Source organism: Labilithrix sp. (assembly GCA_019637155.1).
Lineage (GTDB): Bacteria > Myxococcota_A > Polyangia > Polyangiales > Polyangiaceae > Labilithrix.
In genome coordinates this window covers 259,075-274,147 of record JAHBWE010000015.1, presented here as the reverse complement: position 1 = coordinate 274,147, position 15,073 = coordinate 259,075, and the positions used below count along the sequence as shown (strand labels likewise).

14 protein-coding genes are annotated in these 15,073 nt (G+C 69.9%); 12 read left to right on the top strand and 2 right to left on the bottom strand.

Annotation, left to right across the window (positions count from 1 at the left end; translation table 11 throughout):
- Positions 1–3 precede the first annotated feature (3 nt).
- Entirely contained in the window at positions 4–1,290 is a 1,287-nt protein-coding gene (gene hflX, locus KF837_30525; protein MBX3231699.1) for a GTPase HflX, read from the bottom strand.
- Positions 1,291–1,457: 167 nt separating this feature from the next.
- On the opposite strand from hflX, the gene KF837_30520 reads away from it, so the two are divergent.
- Entirely contained in the window at positions 1,458–2,882 is a 1,425-nt protein-coding gene (locus tag KF837_30520) for a hypothetical protein (GenBank protein ID MBX3231698.1), read from the top strand.
- Positions 2,883–2,886: 4 nt separating this feature from the next.
- Here KF837_30520 and KF837_30515 read toward each other — a convergent pair whose 3' ends face one another.
- On the bottom strand, positions 2,887–3,186 hold the full coding sequence (locus KF837_30515) for a hypothetical protein (protein ID MBX3231697.1): 300 nt from the start codon (positions 3,184–3,186) through the stop codon (positions 2,887–2,889).
- 172 nt (positions 3,187–3,358) lie between these two features.
- Between KF837_30515 and KF837_30510 the strand changes: the two genes are divergently transcribed.
- The 11 genes from KF837_30510 (at position 3,359) to KF837_30460 (ending at position 15,032) form a co-directional block, all read left to right on the top strand.
- Positions 3,359–4,321, top strand: a complete 963-nt coding sequence (locus KF837_30510; protein ID MBX3231696.1) for a hypothetical protein — start codon at positions 3,359–3,361, stop codon at positions 4,319–4,321.
- Between the two features lie 105 nt (positions 4,322–4,426).
- The gene (locus KF837_30505) at positions 4,427–5,242 is read left to right on the top strand and encodes a tetratricopeptide repeat protein (GenBank protein ID MBX3231695.1); all 816 of its coding nucleotides are present in this window, start codon (positions 4,427–4,429) and stop codon (positions 5,240–5,242) included.
- Positions 5,243–5,953: a PaxA gene (locus KF837_30500; GenBank protein MBX3231694.1), complete on the top strand. Its 711-nt coding sequence runs from the start codon at positions 5,243–5,245 to the stop codon at positions 5,951–5,953. It begins immediately after the preceding gene.
- Positions 5,954–6,021: 68 nt separating this feature from the next.
- The gene (locus tag KF837_30495; protein ID MBX3231693.1) at positions 6,022–6,888 is read left to right on the top strand and encodes a MotA/TolQ/ExbB proton channel family protein; all 867 of its coding nucleotides are present in this window, start codon (positions 6,022–6,024) and stop codon (positions 6,886–6,888) included.
- A 10-nt stretch (positions 6,889–6,898) separates the two neighbouring features.
- Positions 6,899–7,405 (top strand): biopolymer transporter ExbD, encoded by a 507-nt coding sequence (locus tag KF837_30490; GenBank protein ID MBX3231692.1) that lies wholly within the window; start codon positions 6,899–6,901, stop codon positions 7,403–7,405.
- Positions 7,406–7,473: 68 nt separating this feature from the next.
- Positions 7,474–7,818 (top strand): biopolymer transporter ExbD, encoded by a 345-nt coding sequence (locus KF837_30485; protein MBX3231691.1) that lies wholly within the window; start codon positions 7,474–7,476, stop codon positions 7,816–7,818.
- A gap of 30 nt (positions 7,819–7,848) precedes the next feature.
- Positions 7,849–8,397 (top strand): hypothetical protein, encoded by a 549-nt coding sequence (locus KF837_30480; GenBank protein ID MBX3231690.1) that lies wholly within the window; start codon positions 7,849–7,851, stop codon positions 8,395–8,397.
- A gap of 284 nt (positions 8,398–8,681) precedes the next feature.
- The gene (locus tag KF837_30475; protein ID MBX3231689.1) at positions 8,682–9,992 is read left to right on the top strand and encodes a hypothetical protein; all 1,311 of its coding nucleotides are present in this window, start codon (positions 8,682–8,684) and stop codon (positions 9,990–9,992) included.
- Positions 9,992–12,901, top strand: a complete 2,910-nt coding sequence (locus KF837_30470; protein ID MBX3231688.1) for a TonB-dependent receptor — start codon at positions 9,992–9,994, stop codon at positions 12,899–12,901. Before KF837_30475 ends, KF837_30470 begins: the two co-directional genes overlap by 1 nt.
- A 15-nt stretch (positions 12,902–12,916) precedes the next feature.
- On the top strand, positions 12,917–13,933 hold the full coding sequence (locus KF837_30465; GenBank protein MBX3231687.1) for a DUF4397 domain-containing protein: 1,017 nt from the start codon (positions 12,917–12,919) through the stop codon (positions 13,931–13,933).
- 97 nt (positions 13,934–14,030) lie between these two features.
- The gene (locus KF837_30460; protein ID MBX3231686.1) at positions 14,031–15,032 is read left to right on the top strand and encodes a lamin tail domain-containing protein; all 1,002 of its coding nucleotides are present in this window, start codon (positions 14,031–14,033) and stop codon (positions 15,030–15,032) included.
- The last annotated feature ends 41 nt before the right edge of the window (positions 15,033–15,073 follow it).

Genomic DNA, 15,073 nt, shown 5'->3' with positions numbered 1-15,073 from the left:
CGCTCAATCTGGAGCGCGGATGCGCGCCGCGAGCGTGGCGAGGACCGGCTCCCGCGCGCGCACGGTCATGGTGACGTGCTCGCCGAAGCGCTCCTCGACGACGTCGAGGTGCTCGCGGAGCGGCGCCACCGCGCCGAGCCGGTCGTAGGGGACCTCGAACGTCGCGGTGCGGTGGCCCGCCTTCGCGAGCGCCGCGACGCGGGAGCGGAGCGCGGCGACGTCCTCGGGGCGAAAGGCGCTGAGCGGCAGCGCGGCGGGGAGCGCAGTCGTCAACGCCTCGCGCGCCTCTGCGTCGACGCGGTCGATCTTGTTCAGCAGGACGAGCGACGGGATCGCGCCCGCGCCCACGTCTTCCAGCGTGCGCGACGTCGTCGCGAGCTGCGCGCGGACCTCCGGATCGGACGCGTCGGCGACGAGGAGCAGGAGGTCCGCCTCGCGCGCCTCCGCGAGCGTGGAGCGGAAGGACGCGAGGAGCGCGTGCGGCAGGCGATGGAGGAAGCCGACCGTGTCGGCGACGACGACGGGCGGCGCCGCCGGCGGCGCGAGCGCGCGCACGGTCGTGCCGAGGGTGGCGAAGAGCTTGTCCTCGACGAGCACGTCCGCGCCGGTGAGCGCGCGCATGAGCGAGGACTTCCCCGCGTTCGTGTAGCCCACGAGCGTGACGCGGAAGGCGCCGTCGCGCCGCGGCCGCTCCCGCGCGGCGATCGCACCGAGCTCCGCGCGCACCGCGGCGATGCGGTCGCGGAGCCGCTGCTTCGCGAGCTCGACGTTGCTGTTGCCGCGCGCGGCCCTCCCGCCGCCGCCTTCGCGATCGCCGAGCGAGCGATCGTCGCGCACGCGCGGCAGCCGGTGCTCGAGCCACGCGAGCTCGATCGCGAGCTTCGCCTCGATCGTGCGCGCCCGCGTCTCGAAGACCTGGAGGATCACCTCGGTCCGATCGAGGACCGGCGCGCCGAGCGCGGCCGACAGGTTGCGATGCTCCGCCGGCGTGAGCTCGTCGTCGGCGACGACGGCGAGGTCGCCGTCCGCGGGCGGCGGGGGCGCGTCGGGCCCGCGAAGGAGGACGCCGGGTCCGCCGGTGACGGCGGCGACCTCGCGGAGCTTGCCCGCGCCGAGGTACGACGACGAGCGATCGCGCGCCTGCACGAACGTGGTGAGCACCTCGACGCCGAGGCCGGCGAGGAGCGACGCGAGCTCGGTGAGCGAGCGCTGGTGGGTGTGCGCGGCGACGATGACGGCGCGACGAATGGACGAAGCGTGAGCTTCGCCCGAAGACTTCGGACGAGACATGACAGACCTCCGGGAACGCGGTGGACGAACGCGACGCGACGGCGTGGCAGCGCGCGATCGGCGCTGCCGGTCTCAGCGCAGGCGGACGGAGGCGATGGTCATGACCTCACGAGTATGGGCCCGCGCGGCGGACCACGCAAACGCGGCCGTGTGCGAAGATGGTGCGCGTGGAGCGGAAGAACCTGATCGCCCTTCTCGTCGCGTGCGCGATCGGCGCCGCCGCCGGGAAGATCTACAGCGACCGGCGGACCGCCGCGCCGCCGCCGTACCAGCTGCCTGCGCCGGCGTGGACGCTCGCGCAGGCGATCGACGAAGGCGGCGACTACCTCGCGCGCATGACCCAGCCGAGCGGTCGCGTCGTCTACACGATGGCGGCCGACGGCGTGCACGTGAAGCCGACCCGCTACAACGTCCTCCGCCACGCCGGCGCGATCTACGCCCTCACGGACGTGCAGCAGCTCGCGCCGTCCGAGACGAAGCGCGCGGCCGCCGCCGCCGCCAGCGCGCGCGCGGCGGACTACCTGGTCAAGACGTACATCCGCCCGCCGAAGGAGCACCCCGACATGCTCGCGGTCTGGTCCGACCCGAAGGAGGAGGGCGGCAACCGATTCACCGCAAAGCTCGGCGGCGCCGGCCTCGCCCTCATCGGGCTTGTCAACGTCGGGGGCTTCGCCCCCGACACCCCCACCCCAGACACGGCCCTCGCGCGGGGCGCGAGGGTTGCTTCGCAACCGCTTGCGCGGCCGCTTCTGGGGCCCCGGGACGGTGGTGATGGGGGCGACGGGGGCGTAGCCGCTGACGTTGAGGTGATGAGGGGGCTCGCCAGGTTCATCGTCTTCATGCAGAGGCCGGGGGGGGACTTCATTTCGAAGTTCACCGACGAGGGCGGGAAGTCGACGGACTTCGAGTCGCTCTACTACCCGGGCGAGGCGATGCTCGGGATGACGATGCTCTACGAGGCCGATCGCGACCCGCAGTGGATCGCGAGCGCGGCGAAGGGGATCGCGCACCTCGTCCATTCGCGGAAGGGCACGTCGAAGCTGCCGCCGGATCACTGGCTGATGATCGCGATCGATCGCTTCCTCCCGTTCTACGGCGACGTCCAGGATCCTCCCATCACGAAGAGCGAGATCCTCCAGCACGCGATCGATCTGGGAAGATCGATGATCGAGAGCCAGACGAAGACGGCCGAGGAGCGCCCCGAGCTCGCCGGCTGCTACACGAACGACGGCCGCACGACCCCGAGCGCGACGCGCCTCGAGGGCCTCCTCGCGCTCGAGCACGCCCTCGCGTCCGAGCCCGCCGCGAACGCGGACGTCCGGAAGGAGGTGCGCGACTCGATCGTGAAGGGGATCCAGTTCCTTCGCAGCTCGCAGCACGTCACCGGCCCGGTGAAGGGCGGCTTCCCGCAGGCGGTCATCATCCCGGGCGACGACGCCGACGGAAGGAAGGCGAAAGACGAGAGCGAGGACGACCGCCCCGGCGACCACCGCGGCGAGGTCCGCATCGACTACACCCAACACGCCGTGAGCGCGCTGCTGCGCTACCGCCAGATGTGCACCGCCGACCCCACCGGCTGCGTCCTGCCGTAGCGACTCAGCGACGGTGGTGGTGCGCCCGGCGGTGGGCGTTGAGGACCGAGGGCTTGGAGGCGAGGGCGGCGAGGGTCGTTACCCGTTCGAGGTGCGTCGCGGCGGGGCGGGGGCCGACGAAGGGGGACCGCGCGACGATCGACTCGCCGGCCGGCTCCTCCGCCGCCGGCGCGCTCGGCGGTCCGACCGGGACCGGCTCCGGCTCCGGCGGCGACGGGAGGTCGGCGATCGTGTCGTCGGCGCACCCGAGCCCTCCGCACGCGAGGGCGACGGCGACGAGCGCGGCTCGAAGGGGGGCGATCATCGCTCGACGCTCCAGCACCTCTCGTGCCGCCGCGATTCTGCAGAGAATCCGGCCTGCGATCGATTCGATCGCAGGGATGAGGGGCCCGCGTCCGCCGGTGCGGTGGCTCGCCCGCCTGTCCATGATCAGCCCCTGTCCGCGCCCGACTCGTGTACAACGATGCACAGACACGATGCCTCGCTCTACTCTTACCGTTCGCCTCCCGCTGTCTGCCGCTGCGCTGACGCTGCTCGTCGCGGCGTGCAACGGTGACGAAGGTAGCCCCACGAGCGCCGCGATCCGCTCGTTCTGCACGCGCTACGCGGACGCGAGCGCGTTCGCTTGCTGCTCCGCCGAGGACCGCGCCGAGCCCTCGTTCGGCGCGCGCTACCGCTACGCGACGGCGAACGACTGCATCAACGTGCTCACCGCGCAGGAGGCGTCCGCCGAGGGGCGGCAGGCGTTCGACGGCGCCGCCGCCGACTCGTGCATCGCGCACCTGAGCTCGCGCCAGTGCGGGATCCCGGTGACGCAGGCGGTCGTGCGGGCCGAGCAGGAGGCCGGCTGCGGCCGCGTCCTCGTCGGCCGCGCCGCCGAGGGACAGCAGTGCCAGAGCTCGGACGACTGCGCGATCGGCCTCGTCTGTCCCCCGATCGCGGACACCGGCAGCGCGGTCTGCGCGAAGCCCGCGCCCGCGGGCCAGGAGTGCAACGGCCAGCAGGTCGCCTCGATCGATCACCCCGGCTGCGCCGACGGCCTCAGCTGCTTCTTCGTGGGCGAGAACCCGGCTGGCTGCCCGACGCCGCCGTGCAACGTCTTCAAGTGCGTCCTCCCGTTCGAGGAGGGGGACCAGTGCGCGGGGAACGAGTGCGCGGACGGCCTCGTCTGCAAGTTCGTCCCGGCCGATCCGGGCAACCCGGGCGACGTGGACGCGTTCCGCTGCGTCCGGGGACAGCCCGCCGGGGTGGGGGAGCGGTGCCTCGCGTTCGAGCATTGCGCGCAGGGACTCTATTGTGACACCGGCGCCCAGCAGTGCGCCGAGCGCAAGACGGACGGCGCCGATTGCCGGATCGGAAACAACCCGCTCTACGAGTGCAGAGGGAATTGCAAGGGGACCGGCGACTTCGGAACGTGCGCGTCGTTCTGCGGTAATTAGTCCCCATCGCGTCGCATTCCTGCCGAGAAACGGCTCGTTGCGCGTCAGGCAAGGCGAACCCGCTTGCGCTGTAACCCATTGTGCGCAAAAACCCGGAGCCCCGGGATGCCGCATCACCGTCCGTCCTCCAGGTCCGCCGCGCTCGTCGCCGGAGTGCTCGCCCTCGCCACCCTGACGGGTTGCGGCAAGCTGAGCGCTCGCTTCCGCGCGCGCGAGGGCGTCGACCTCTACCACGAGGGCAAGTACGCCCAGGCCGCGGACAAATTCGAGGAGGCCGTCCAGAAGGATCCGAACCTCCCCGTCCTCCTCCTCAACCAGGGGACCTCGAGCCTCGCGTACTTCCGCCAGGTCGGCGGCAAGACGCCGGAGGGGCAGAAGGCGGCGACGCAGGCGATCGTCGCGTACCAGAAGTACCTCGAGATGGTGCCGAAGGACGATCGCGTCAAGGGCGCGCTCATCCAGACCTTCGTCGAGACCGCGCGCTACGACGACGCGGTCGCGTTCTTCAAGCCGCTCACGGACCAGAACCCGCCCGACATCGAGGCGCTCATCACGCTCGCGACGATCGCCTCGAAGACCTCGAAGCCGGAAGAAGCGGCGAAGTGGTTCCAAAAGCGCGTCGACGCGACGCCGAACAAGCCGGAGGGGTTCCTCGCGTACGGCATCTTCCTCTGGCAAGAGCTGCACGATCACCCCGAGTGGCCCCACGAGACGCGCCTGCCGAAGGCGGAGCTCGCGCTCGAGCTGCTCAAGAAGGCGATCGACCTCCAGCCGAACGCGCCGAACGGCTACTCGTACTCGAACCTCGTCTACCGCGAGATCGCGGCCACGGACCCGTCCGAAGAGAACAAGAAGAAGAGCCTCGAAGAGGCGAACCGCTTCTACAAGTTGGCGGCCGAGCGCCAGAGCAAGGCGGGATAAGTGCTCGACAGCTTCGGCCCGCAGAAGACGAACTGGGTACGCCGCGTCGTCTTCATCACGTCGATCGTCGTCCACGCGGGCGCCGCGATCGCGCTCTTGATCTGGTCGGTGTTCCACGTCGAGGAGCTCGCGCCGCCGGAGGTCACGCTCACGTTCTTCAACGCGCCGCCGCCTCCGCCGCCGCCTCCTCCCCCGGCGGGAGCGTCGCAGAAGAAGAGCACGCCGAAGAAGACCATCATCCCGAAGGTCAACCCGAACGCCCTCAAGGAGCCGAAGCCCACCCCGAAGGAGGAGCCGAAAGAAGAGCCTCAAGGTGAGCCGGGAGGGGTCCAGGGCGGCGTTCAGGGTGGGGTCGCGGGCGGCGTCGTCGGTGGTGTCGTCGGCGCGCCGCCGAGCCCCGCGCCCGCGCCGGCGCCGGCCCCCGCGCCGCCGAAGATGGTCCCGACCTTCCTGTTCGCGAAGGAGCGCATCGCGTCGCCGCCGCCGGCGCTGACGGACCCCTTCAAGGACAAGCACCCGAAGCAGACGGTGAGCAGTCGCTACCGCATCTGCGTCGGCACCAACGGGCGCGTCACGGAGGTCGTCGTCCTCACGCCGCTGGGCGGCACCGAGGACGACCACGTCATGCGGCAGATCAAGGCGGGCTGGGTGTGGAAGCCGCAGCCGCTGCCGATCTGCTCCGTGCAGAACTTCGATTTCAACATCCGCTGACCGAGAGCGTACGAAGAGGGAAAGGCTGCAGAATGCAATCGTTCAACATGATCGAGATGTGGCACAGCATGGCGCCACTCGCCAAGCTGGTGAACATCCTGCTCGGCGTCTGTTCGGTCTACTCGCTCTGGGTCATCATCGACCGCTTCTTCGCGCTCCGCAGCGTCCGCGGCAAGTCGGTCAAGTTCGTCCTCGGTCTCCGCGATCAGCTCCGCTCGAAGAACCTCGACGGCGCGATGAACCTGTCGACGCACATGAACGACTCGCCCGTCGGGCGCCTCGTTCGTGACGCGCTCACGGAGTTCAAGGAGGGCGGCGACATGCTCCGCGCGAAGGGCGGTCACGACTCGGAGTACGACCCGATCGAGGCGATCGAGCGCGTCATCGAGCGCAACAAGGAGCGCGAGATCGCGGACCTGAAGCGCGGCCTCGGCGGCCTCGCGTCGATCTCCTCCGCCGCGCCGTTCATCGGCCTCTTCGGAACCGTCGTCGGCATCATCAACGCCTTCCAGTCGATGGCCGCGACGGGGCAGGGCGGTCTCGGCGCCGTGTCGGCCGGTATCTCCGAGGCGCTCTTCACCACCGCCGTCGGTCTCGTCGTCGCGATCCCGGCCGTCATGACGTTCAACTACTACTCGACGCAGATCGAGCGTTACACCGTCGACATGAACGGCGTCGGCTCCGAGCTCGTCTCGTTCATCATGCGCGAGGCGATGAACGTGCCCGCGCACGTGCCGGGCCGCAGCCATCACCCGCCGCAGCACCCGTCGCACCCGCCGCACGGATCGGTGCCGCCGCAGCAGCCCTACGGCTCGCAGCACCCGCCGCCCTACGGCTCGCAGCACCCCGCGCCGATCAACCCGCACGCGCCGACGTCCGTGCACCCGCAGGCCGGCGGCTCCGGCTACCCGCCGCCCGGTTACCCCCCGCGCTGAGCGCTGAGCCATGATCGCGAACCCCCCGTACCGCGCGCCGTCCATCGCCCCCAGCGCGAAGGACGTCGCGAAGAAGCACAAGGAGAAGCGGCGCCACAAGCGCGCGCACAAGCATCCTCCTGCTGCCGGCGCGGGGGTGCAGGCCGACATCAACATCACGCCCCTCGTCGACGTCGTCCTCGTCCTCCTGATCATCTTCATGGTCGTCACGCCGATGCTCCACCGCGGCGTCGACCTCGAGCTCCCCAAGACCGATCACCACTCCACCCGTCAGGACACCGGCGAGCAGATCGTCGTCAGCGTCCGCCAGGACGGCGTTTTCGTCGAAGCCGACAAGATCGACCTCGAGAAGCTCTCCGGCTTCATCGAGGGCGAGCTGAAGAAGGGCCCCCACCCCGTCAACGTGAAGGCGGACAAGGGGCTCAAGTTCGGTGAGGTCCGCAAGGTCCTCGAGCAGGTCCACGCCTCCGGCGCGCCGCAGGTGAACCTCGAAACCAAAGAAAACAAGGCGGACTAGCGATGGCGTTCGGCGGCGGAGGCAAAGGCGTAAAGAGCGGCATCAACATCACGCCGCTCGTCGACGTCGTGCTCGTGCTCCTCATCATCTTCATGGTCATGACGCCGACCCTCCTGAAGGAGGTCGACGTGAAGGTGCCCGACAAGGCGGAGGTCGAGACCAACGCGACGCCGTCCAGCACCGAGGAGATCGTCGTGTCGGTGGCCGCGAACGGCCGTTTCCAGCTGAATCACGAGCCGATCGACGACTCGCGGCTGGGGGACCGCATCCGCGAGGCGATGGCCGTTCGCACGGAGAAACGCGTCTTCTTCGAGATCGACGACGACGCGCTGTACGGCGACGCCATGCACGCCATGGACATCTGTCGCGGCGCTGGGGCGAAAACCCTTGGCCTCATGACGAAGTCACTGTAACCGCACCCCCTCAAAAGAGAGAGTCCGGCGATGAAGCATCCGAACATGCAGGCCCTCGCGGCCGCCCTGACCCTTGCGGGAGCGATGTTCTTCGGCCCGCCCGCGGCCTCCGCGCAAGAGACGCCGGCCCCGCCGGCCCCGGCGACGCCGCCGCCGGAGCAGCCGGCCCCGCCGGCGGAGGCGCAACCGGCGCAGGCGCAGGCCTCCACCGTCATCCGTCCGGCGCCGCCGCCTCCCCCCGTCGAGCGCAAGATCACGACGCCGATCATCGTGAGCGGCGCGCTCTCCGGCGCCGCGCTCGTGTCCGGCGTCGTCTTCGGCATCATGGCCGCGGGCGACAACTCCTCGTACAAGCAGACGCCCAACAACGACGTCGCGCTCGCGGGCGAGCAGAAGGCGTTCATCTCCGACGTCTCCTTCGGCGTCTCCGTCCTCTTCGGGTTCGCGGCGCTCGCGCTGTACCTGCTGCCGGACGAGCCGACGCCGGAGGCGCCCCCCGCGGCGGCGCCGCCGAAGGCCGCGAAGAGCACCCGCTCGTGGATCACCTCTGCGTTGAAAGGAGAGGTCCTCTCGTTCTGAGGGCACCGGCCGATGACGCGCAAACGCTTCTCTCGTCGCTTGGTCTTCTTGGCTTGCCTCTCGCTCGGTCCGCTCGCGACCGCGTGCGAGGCGGTCCTCGATTTCGACCGCAGTCCCTTGAACCCCCCGCCCGAGGCCGGCCCCGAGGCCGCGCCGCCGGAGGACGCGGCTCCCGACCGTCGCGACTCTTCCTCCGGTTCCTCCGGTGGACCGGCGGACACCGGGACGGACACGGGCCCGCAGCCCGAGGACGCAGGCGCTGACGCCGACGGAGACGCGAATCCATGAAGCGCGCATCGACCACCTTTGCTTCGGTTGCTTCGCTCGTCGGCGTCGTCGCGCTCTCTCCGGCGTGCGACCAGTTCGAGGGTCGCTTCAGCGACGAGAACGAGTTCAGCGCCGGCGGCGCGGACCCGTACAGCTTCCCGCCGGCGTACCGCGGCACCGGTCACGTCCGCCAGACGGCGGCGTCGGGGACGTTCACCGAGGTCGGCGGCTTCGTGGACGGCGAGCCGATCGGCTACTTCCAGTTCCCGTTCTCGCCGAGCCAGATCCTGACGCAGAACTACCCGAACGTCTCCGCGAACGCGTGGCCGGAGGGCGTCATCGATCCGCTCCGCGTCTCGGGTCCCGGCACGGACTTCCGCCAGAGCCTCAACAACCCGGTGCCGGTGCCGAGCGTCTACAACTTCGACCCGCCGGGGAACGACGACCCGTTCCCGCCGGGGCATCGCTGCAAGGCGCCGCCGAACTACGTCCACAACCGCTTCCTCGAGGGCGTCCCGCTCGACGAGCAATGGAACGTCTTCACGTTCCTGCCTGACCGCTTCACGAGCTGGCCGATCGGCAGCCTCCCCACGTGGAGCTATCGCCCCGTCGTCGCCGAGGTCCCGGTCGCGACGCAGAACCTCGACTGCCAGCAGGTGAAGAGCGAGCGCCGGCTCCTCCAGTTCGCCGACGAAGGAAAGCTCGGCGTGGCGCGCGGCGAGCCCGAGAAGGACAAGCGCTTCGGCGTCCTCGGCAAGCCGAACGGCCGCTACCTCGCGTGGGCGCTCATCGATCCCGGCGCCGCCGTCGCGCGCGTCGGGACGCGCGTCGACGTCCTCCAGGGTGGCTCCATCACCGGCAGCGGCATCCAGAAGTACGGCTGGTACGGGCAGTTCATCGTCGCGTACATCGACGGCGGGTACATCCCGACCGAGCCGGGGCCCAACGTCGCCGGCGCGCCGACGGAGCGCATGCGCGTGCAGAAGCTCTATTACCCGCGCTCCCCCGTCTATCGCGACGGCGCCGCGCCTGCCAGCGCCGCGCCCGGCAACTTCGGTCAGGGCTACGACGTGCTCCAGGGCAACCGCTTCGGCGACGATTCGAGCGCGTATTCGCCGGTGTGCGAGCTCTGGTCGTACACGCTGCCCGGCTCGACCGCGATCGGCGATCTCCCGAAGGACGAGGCGACGATCCTCGCGCTCGCGAACTCGACCCTCGAGCCCGCGCGCGTCCCGGTCCCCGCCACCGCGTTCAACACGCCGGCCACGATCGTGCCGCGTTACATCTTCTGCCTCCAGGCGGCTCCGCGCGCCGAGGAGGCGCCGTGATGAAGTCCTTCATGAAGATCCGCATCGCTCCGCTCCTCGCCGCGCTCGCCGCGGGCACGTGCGTCCTCGTCGCCGCGCCCGAAGAAGCACGCGCGGTCGGCTCCGCCGACGGCCGCGTCACCGGCACCGTCATCGAGGCGACGAGCCAGGCGCCCGTCCCCGGCGCGCTCGTCACGCTGAAGGGCGGCTCCGGCGTCAACAAGCGGGTCCAGACGCAGGAAGACGGCACCTACGAGATCCCGGCCGTCCCGCCCGGCACCTACGACATGGTCTTCAGCTACGAAGGCCTGAAGCCGCTCAAGCGCCGCGTCGTCGTCAACCCCGACGCCGCCACGCCGGTCAACATCATGTGGACCGCGGAGCAGGAGAAGGAAGAGACGACGGTCATCGAGGAGGAGCGCCACCTCACGAACCCCGACTCTTCGGCGACCGGCACGATCATGTCGGTCAACAACCTGAACAAGACGCCGATCGCGCGTTCGTACCAGTCCGTCTCCGCGCAGGTCCCCGGCGTCACCGTCGGCGGCGGCAACCCGAACGTCAAGGGCGGCAAGACGAACAACAACCGCTACCTCGTCAACGGCCTCGACCTCACCGACCCCGTCACCAACACGTTCTCGGCGAACTTCCAGCAGGACTCGCTCGAGACGGTGCAGGTCACGACCGGCGGCTTCGAAGCGAAGTACAACGCCCTCGGCGCGATCATCGCGGTGCAGACGCGCCGCGGCACCAACAACTTCCACGGCGCGGTGTCGGCTTACTGGGCGCCGTCGTTCCTCGTCGACTACGACACGTTCGGCCCGCAGACCTTCGACGGGTCGAAGCCGTTCGACTACAGCAAGGAGAAGCCGGAGCAGGGGCGCTACGAGCTCAACCTCTCGGCGCAGGGTCCGATCATCAAGGACCGCCTCTTCTTCAACGCCGGCATCCAGTACAACCGCTCGCTCGCGGTCACGCCGTCGGGTCCGCCGCGCTTCGTGCAGGTGCCTTCGCGCCTCTTCGAGTCGTTCTACCTCCTCGGCGGCCTCACGTTCGTCCCGGCCGACACGCACCGCATCCACGTCGAGGCGTTCGGCGACCCCACCACGATCGACTACGAGAACAACAACGCATCGGGCGCGAACGCGTCGACCCCGTACTCGCAGGCCGGCCGCTTCCAGGGCGGTAACCGCGCCACGATCGAGTGGGCGTGGCAGGCGAGCAAGCGCGTCACGACGAAGGTGCTGCTCGGCTACAACCAGAACAAGCTCGACGTCGGACCGCAGGGCATCCGTGGCATCGCCGACGGCGACCTGATCAACGGCGTGCCTTACAGCTTTGGTCGCACGCCGCACGTGAACCAGGACGACAGCACGGTCTGGTTCAACACCGGCGGTCACAGCGTGACGAACCGCCGCCGCATCCAGCTCGACGCGTCGGTCACGGCGACGGGCGAGGCCGCCGGCCGCCACGAGGCGGAGTTCGGCGTGCAGACCGCGTTCGTCGAGCAGAGCTTGCGCGTCTCGCAGACCGGCGGCACCAGCGGCCAGGACGACTCCACCGGCTATGGCATCAGCTACACCGATCGCAACGGCGGCCTCCTCGACCGCGGCCTCTGCGACCTCGACCCCCAGATCAACCCGGGAGCCTTGACCGGCAACTACACCGGCAACGGCTGCTTCCGCCGCTCGATGAGCCGGAGCTACGCGCTCCACAACCGCGGCACCACGTTCGGCACGTACATCCAGGATCGCTACAAGCCGAAGAAGTGGCTCACGATCCTCCCCGGTACGCGCTTCGACGTCGGCACGATGACCGCGACGGACAGCAACGTCGCGCAGAGCGCGGCCGGCTTCGGTCCGCGCCTCTCCGTCATCGCCGACGTCACGAACGACTCGAAGACGATCGTGCAGGTCTCGTACGGCCGCACGACGGAGATGCCGTCGCTCCGCGGCGTCTCCGGCTACGACGGCGCGCGCCGCGCCGGCGGCGTCATCGAGCAGTACAGCGCGACCACGCGGCGCTTCGAGTTCCTCCAGCGGACCGGCGGCGCGGACGGCTCTCGCCTCAGCTTCGAGAAGTCGCCCGCGGTCGCCGACGAGATCCTGCTCTCGCTCCGCCGCGAGCTCGCGAAGGGCGTCCTCGTTCGTGCGGACTACACGTATCGCTACCTCCACAACCAGTACGAGACGATGGAGGTCAACGCGATCTGGGACCCGACCGGCACGCGCGTGGTCGGCTTCAACAACGGCATCCCGATCCGCACGACCCTCACCGGCTTCAACCCGGCCGCGACGTCGCGCTACTCGGGTCTCGACCTCATCCTCGAGACGAAGTTCACCGACCTCGAGCTGCAGGGCTCGTACACGCTCTCGCAGTCGTGGGGAACGGCCGGCAACATCGACGGCGGCGCCTTCGACAACCCGCGCTTCGGGCCATTCTACAACAGCTACCAGAGCGGCATCGACACGCGGCACCAGCTCAAGTCGATCGCGAGCTACAACATCTGGCAGGGCTTCACGCTCGGCTTCATCCTCAACTGGCGCTCCGGCGTCGCGCTGACGAAGGCGTACACCGCGAACGAGCCGGGCTACACGATCCGCCGCGCTCCGACCGGCTACGAGCCGGGCGCGTACCCCAACACCGGGACCGCGAACCCGGGCCAGCTCGGGACGTACAGCGACGTCCGCTCGTGGACGACGTTCCGCTCGCCGGACATCTTCACGCTCAACGTGATGCTGACGTACGACTTCGAGAAGCTCCTCAAGCAGCACCTCAGCATGAACGTGCAGATCAACAACGTGTTCGCGCTCCAGAACGCGGTCGGCGTGAACGGGACCGAAGGCTCGCCGACGGCGTCGCAGTTCGGCCTCGCCACCAATCGCCAGGATTTCCGCACGCTGACCCTCGGTGTACGGTACGACTTCTAGAGTTAGAGGCTTACGATGCAGGCTTCATTCTTTCGTACCCTCATCCTCGGCGGGCTCTTCGTCTCGGGCGCGACCGGCGTGGCGCTCACGTCGCTCACGGCGTGCGAGTCGTTGAGTCAGACGAGCCCGGTCCCGGACGGCGACGCTTCGGACCTCGACGCCAGCCAGCCGCCGCCCGAAGCGGAGGACACCGGAACGTCGTCGTCCTCGACGACGGGCGGTCCGGGGACGGCGCCGCCGCCCTCCGGACGCATTCGCGTCGCGAACATGCTCGAGGGCTCCCCGAACATGGACCTCTGCGTTCGCGAAGGCACCGGCGCCTTCGCGCCGGGGTGGATCACGGGGTCGGCGCCGCTGTTCTCGGGCGTCGGCAAGCCCGACGGTCTCGCCTACGGCGAGGTCTCGCAGCACGCGTTCGTCAACGTCGGCGTGGAAGGGAACGCGGGCGTGTCCTTCGCGTTCCGCTTCGTCGAGGTCGGCTCACCGTGCGACGGCGCGGGCGCCGTGATCTTCGGCACCTCGGCCGGCACGGTCATCCGCCAGGGCGGCGGGGTCACGGTCTACGTCTACGGTCGCGTCGAGGAGGGCGTCGACGCGGGCGACGCGAACCCGAAGGTCGCCGCGATCAGCGACACGATCACGCCGCCCGGCAGCGCGACCCTCCTCCGCGTCGTTCACGGAGTCATCGCCCTCCCGTCGTTCGACGTCGTGATCAACGGGGAGACCGTGCTGCAGGGGATCCGCTACGGCACGGCGTTCACGGGTCCGCCCTACGCGGCGGTGACGCCCACCGCTCCGCCGCCGCCGGGATTCGCGAGCATCCAGGCCGGTGTTCCGGAGGAGGCGACGATGACCCTGCGCGCCGGAACGACGGTGCGGAGCTTCACGATCCCGAACCGCCTCCGCCGCGGCATCGCGTCGACCGTCTTCGCGTCGGGCACCGCCGACCGGCCGCTCGTCCAGCTCTGCTCCGACCGCACGCCGGCGGAAGGGGTGGTCGCGAGCTGCGTGAAGCTCGTCTCGACCGAGTAGCTTTCCGCTCTCCCACCTTGCACTACTTCGAATTTCGGCCATAGTGCCGGCGATCCGAGGCCATCTCGCGCTCGGATTTCGCGATCGGAACGTCGTCATGTCCAAGCTTATCGCCGCCACCGTCCTCCTCGGATCCCTCACCGGCTCCGCGATGTTGTTCACCGCGGGCTGCATGTCCCAGACGGGCTCCGATGACGTGGGGAGCGCCACGCTCTTCGGTTCCATGGCGGACGCCGACGCGGGGCCCCCGCCGGTGGGCGCGATCGTGATCAGCGAGGCGTACGGGAGCGGCGGCCTCACCGGCGCGTCGTTCAAGGACGACTTCGTCGAGCTCTTCAACCGCACGGCGAGCCCGATCGCGCTCGACGGCCTGTCGCTCCAGATCGACAACGCGCCGTCCAACGCGACGACGAACTTCACGAAGGTCGTCGCCCTCACCGGCACGATCCCGGCGAACGGCTACTTCCTCGTCTCGCTCAAGGGCTCCGGCAACGCGGGCGAGGACCTGCCCACGCCCGATCAGGTCGTCGACGACTACGACCTCGGCGCGAAGGACGGGAAGGTCGCGCTCGTGCCGAACGTCACCCCGCTCAACTGCGGAGGTAGCGGCGACCTCTGCGCCACGTCCAAGTTCCTCGATCTCGTCGGCTGGGGCGCGACCTCGCAGCAAGAGGGCTCGAGCTCGGTGAAGGGTATCGTCGACGATCCGGGCGGCACGCTCGCGTCGAAGAAGTCGGCCGCGCGGAAGAACAAGGGCTGCACGGAGTCGAACAACAACGCGGCGGACTTCGAGGTGATCTCGCCGCCGACGCCGCAAAACTCCGACGCCTCGTTCACGTGCCCGGTCGCGCCGCGCGACGCCGGCCCCGACGCAGACGCGAAGGCGCCCGCTCCGCCGATCGAAGATCCGGACCTCGGTCCCGAGTCCCCGTTCGACGCGGGCGCCCCGCGCGACGCCGGCGCGCCGTCCGCGGCGCAGGGCGCGAGCGACGACTGCGCGGTCGGCGCCGTCGGCGGCCCCAGCTTCGGCTCGTTCGCCCCGCTCGCAGGCCTCGCCCTCGCCGTGCTCGCCGTTCGCCGCCGCCGCTCGCGCGCGTAGGGTTCCCCCCCTCGATTTGCGCCAGCGTATCTCGACTGGCA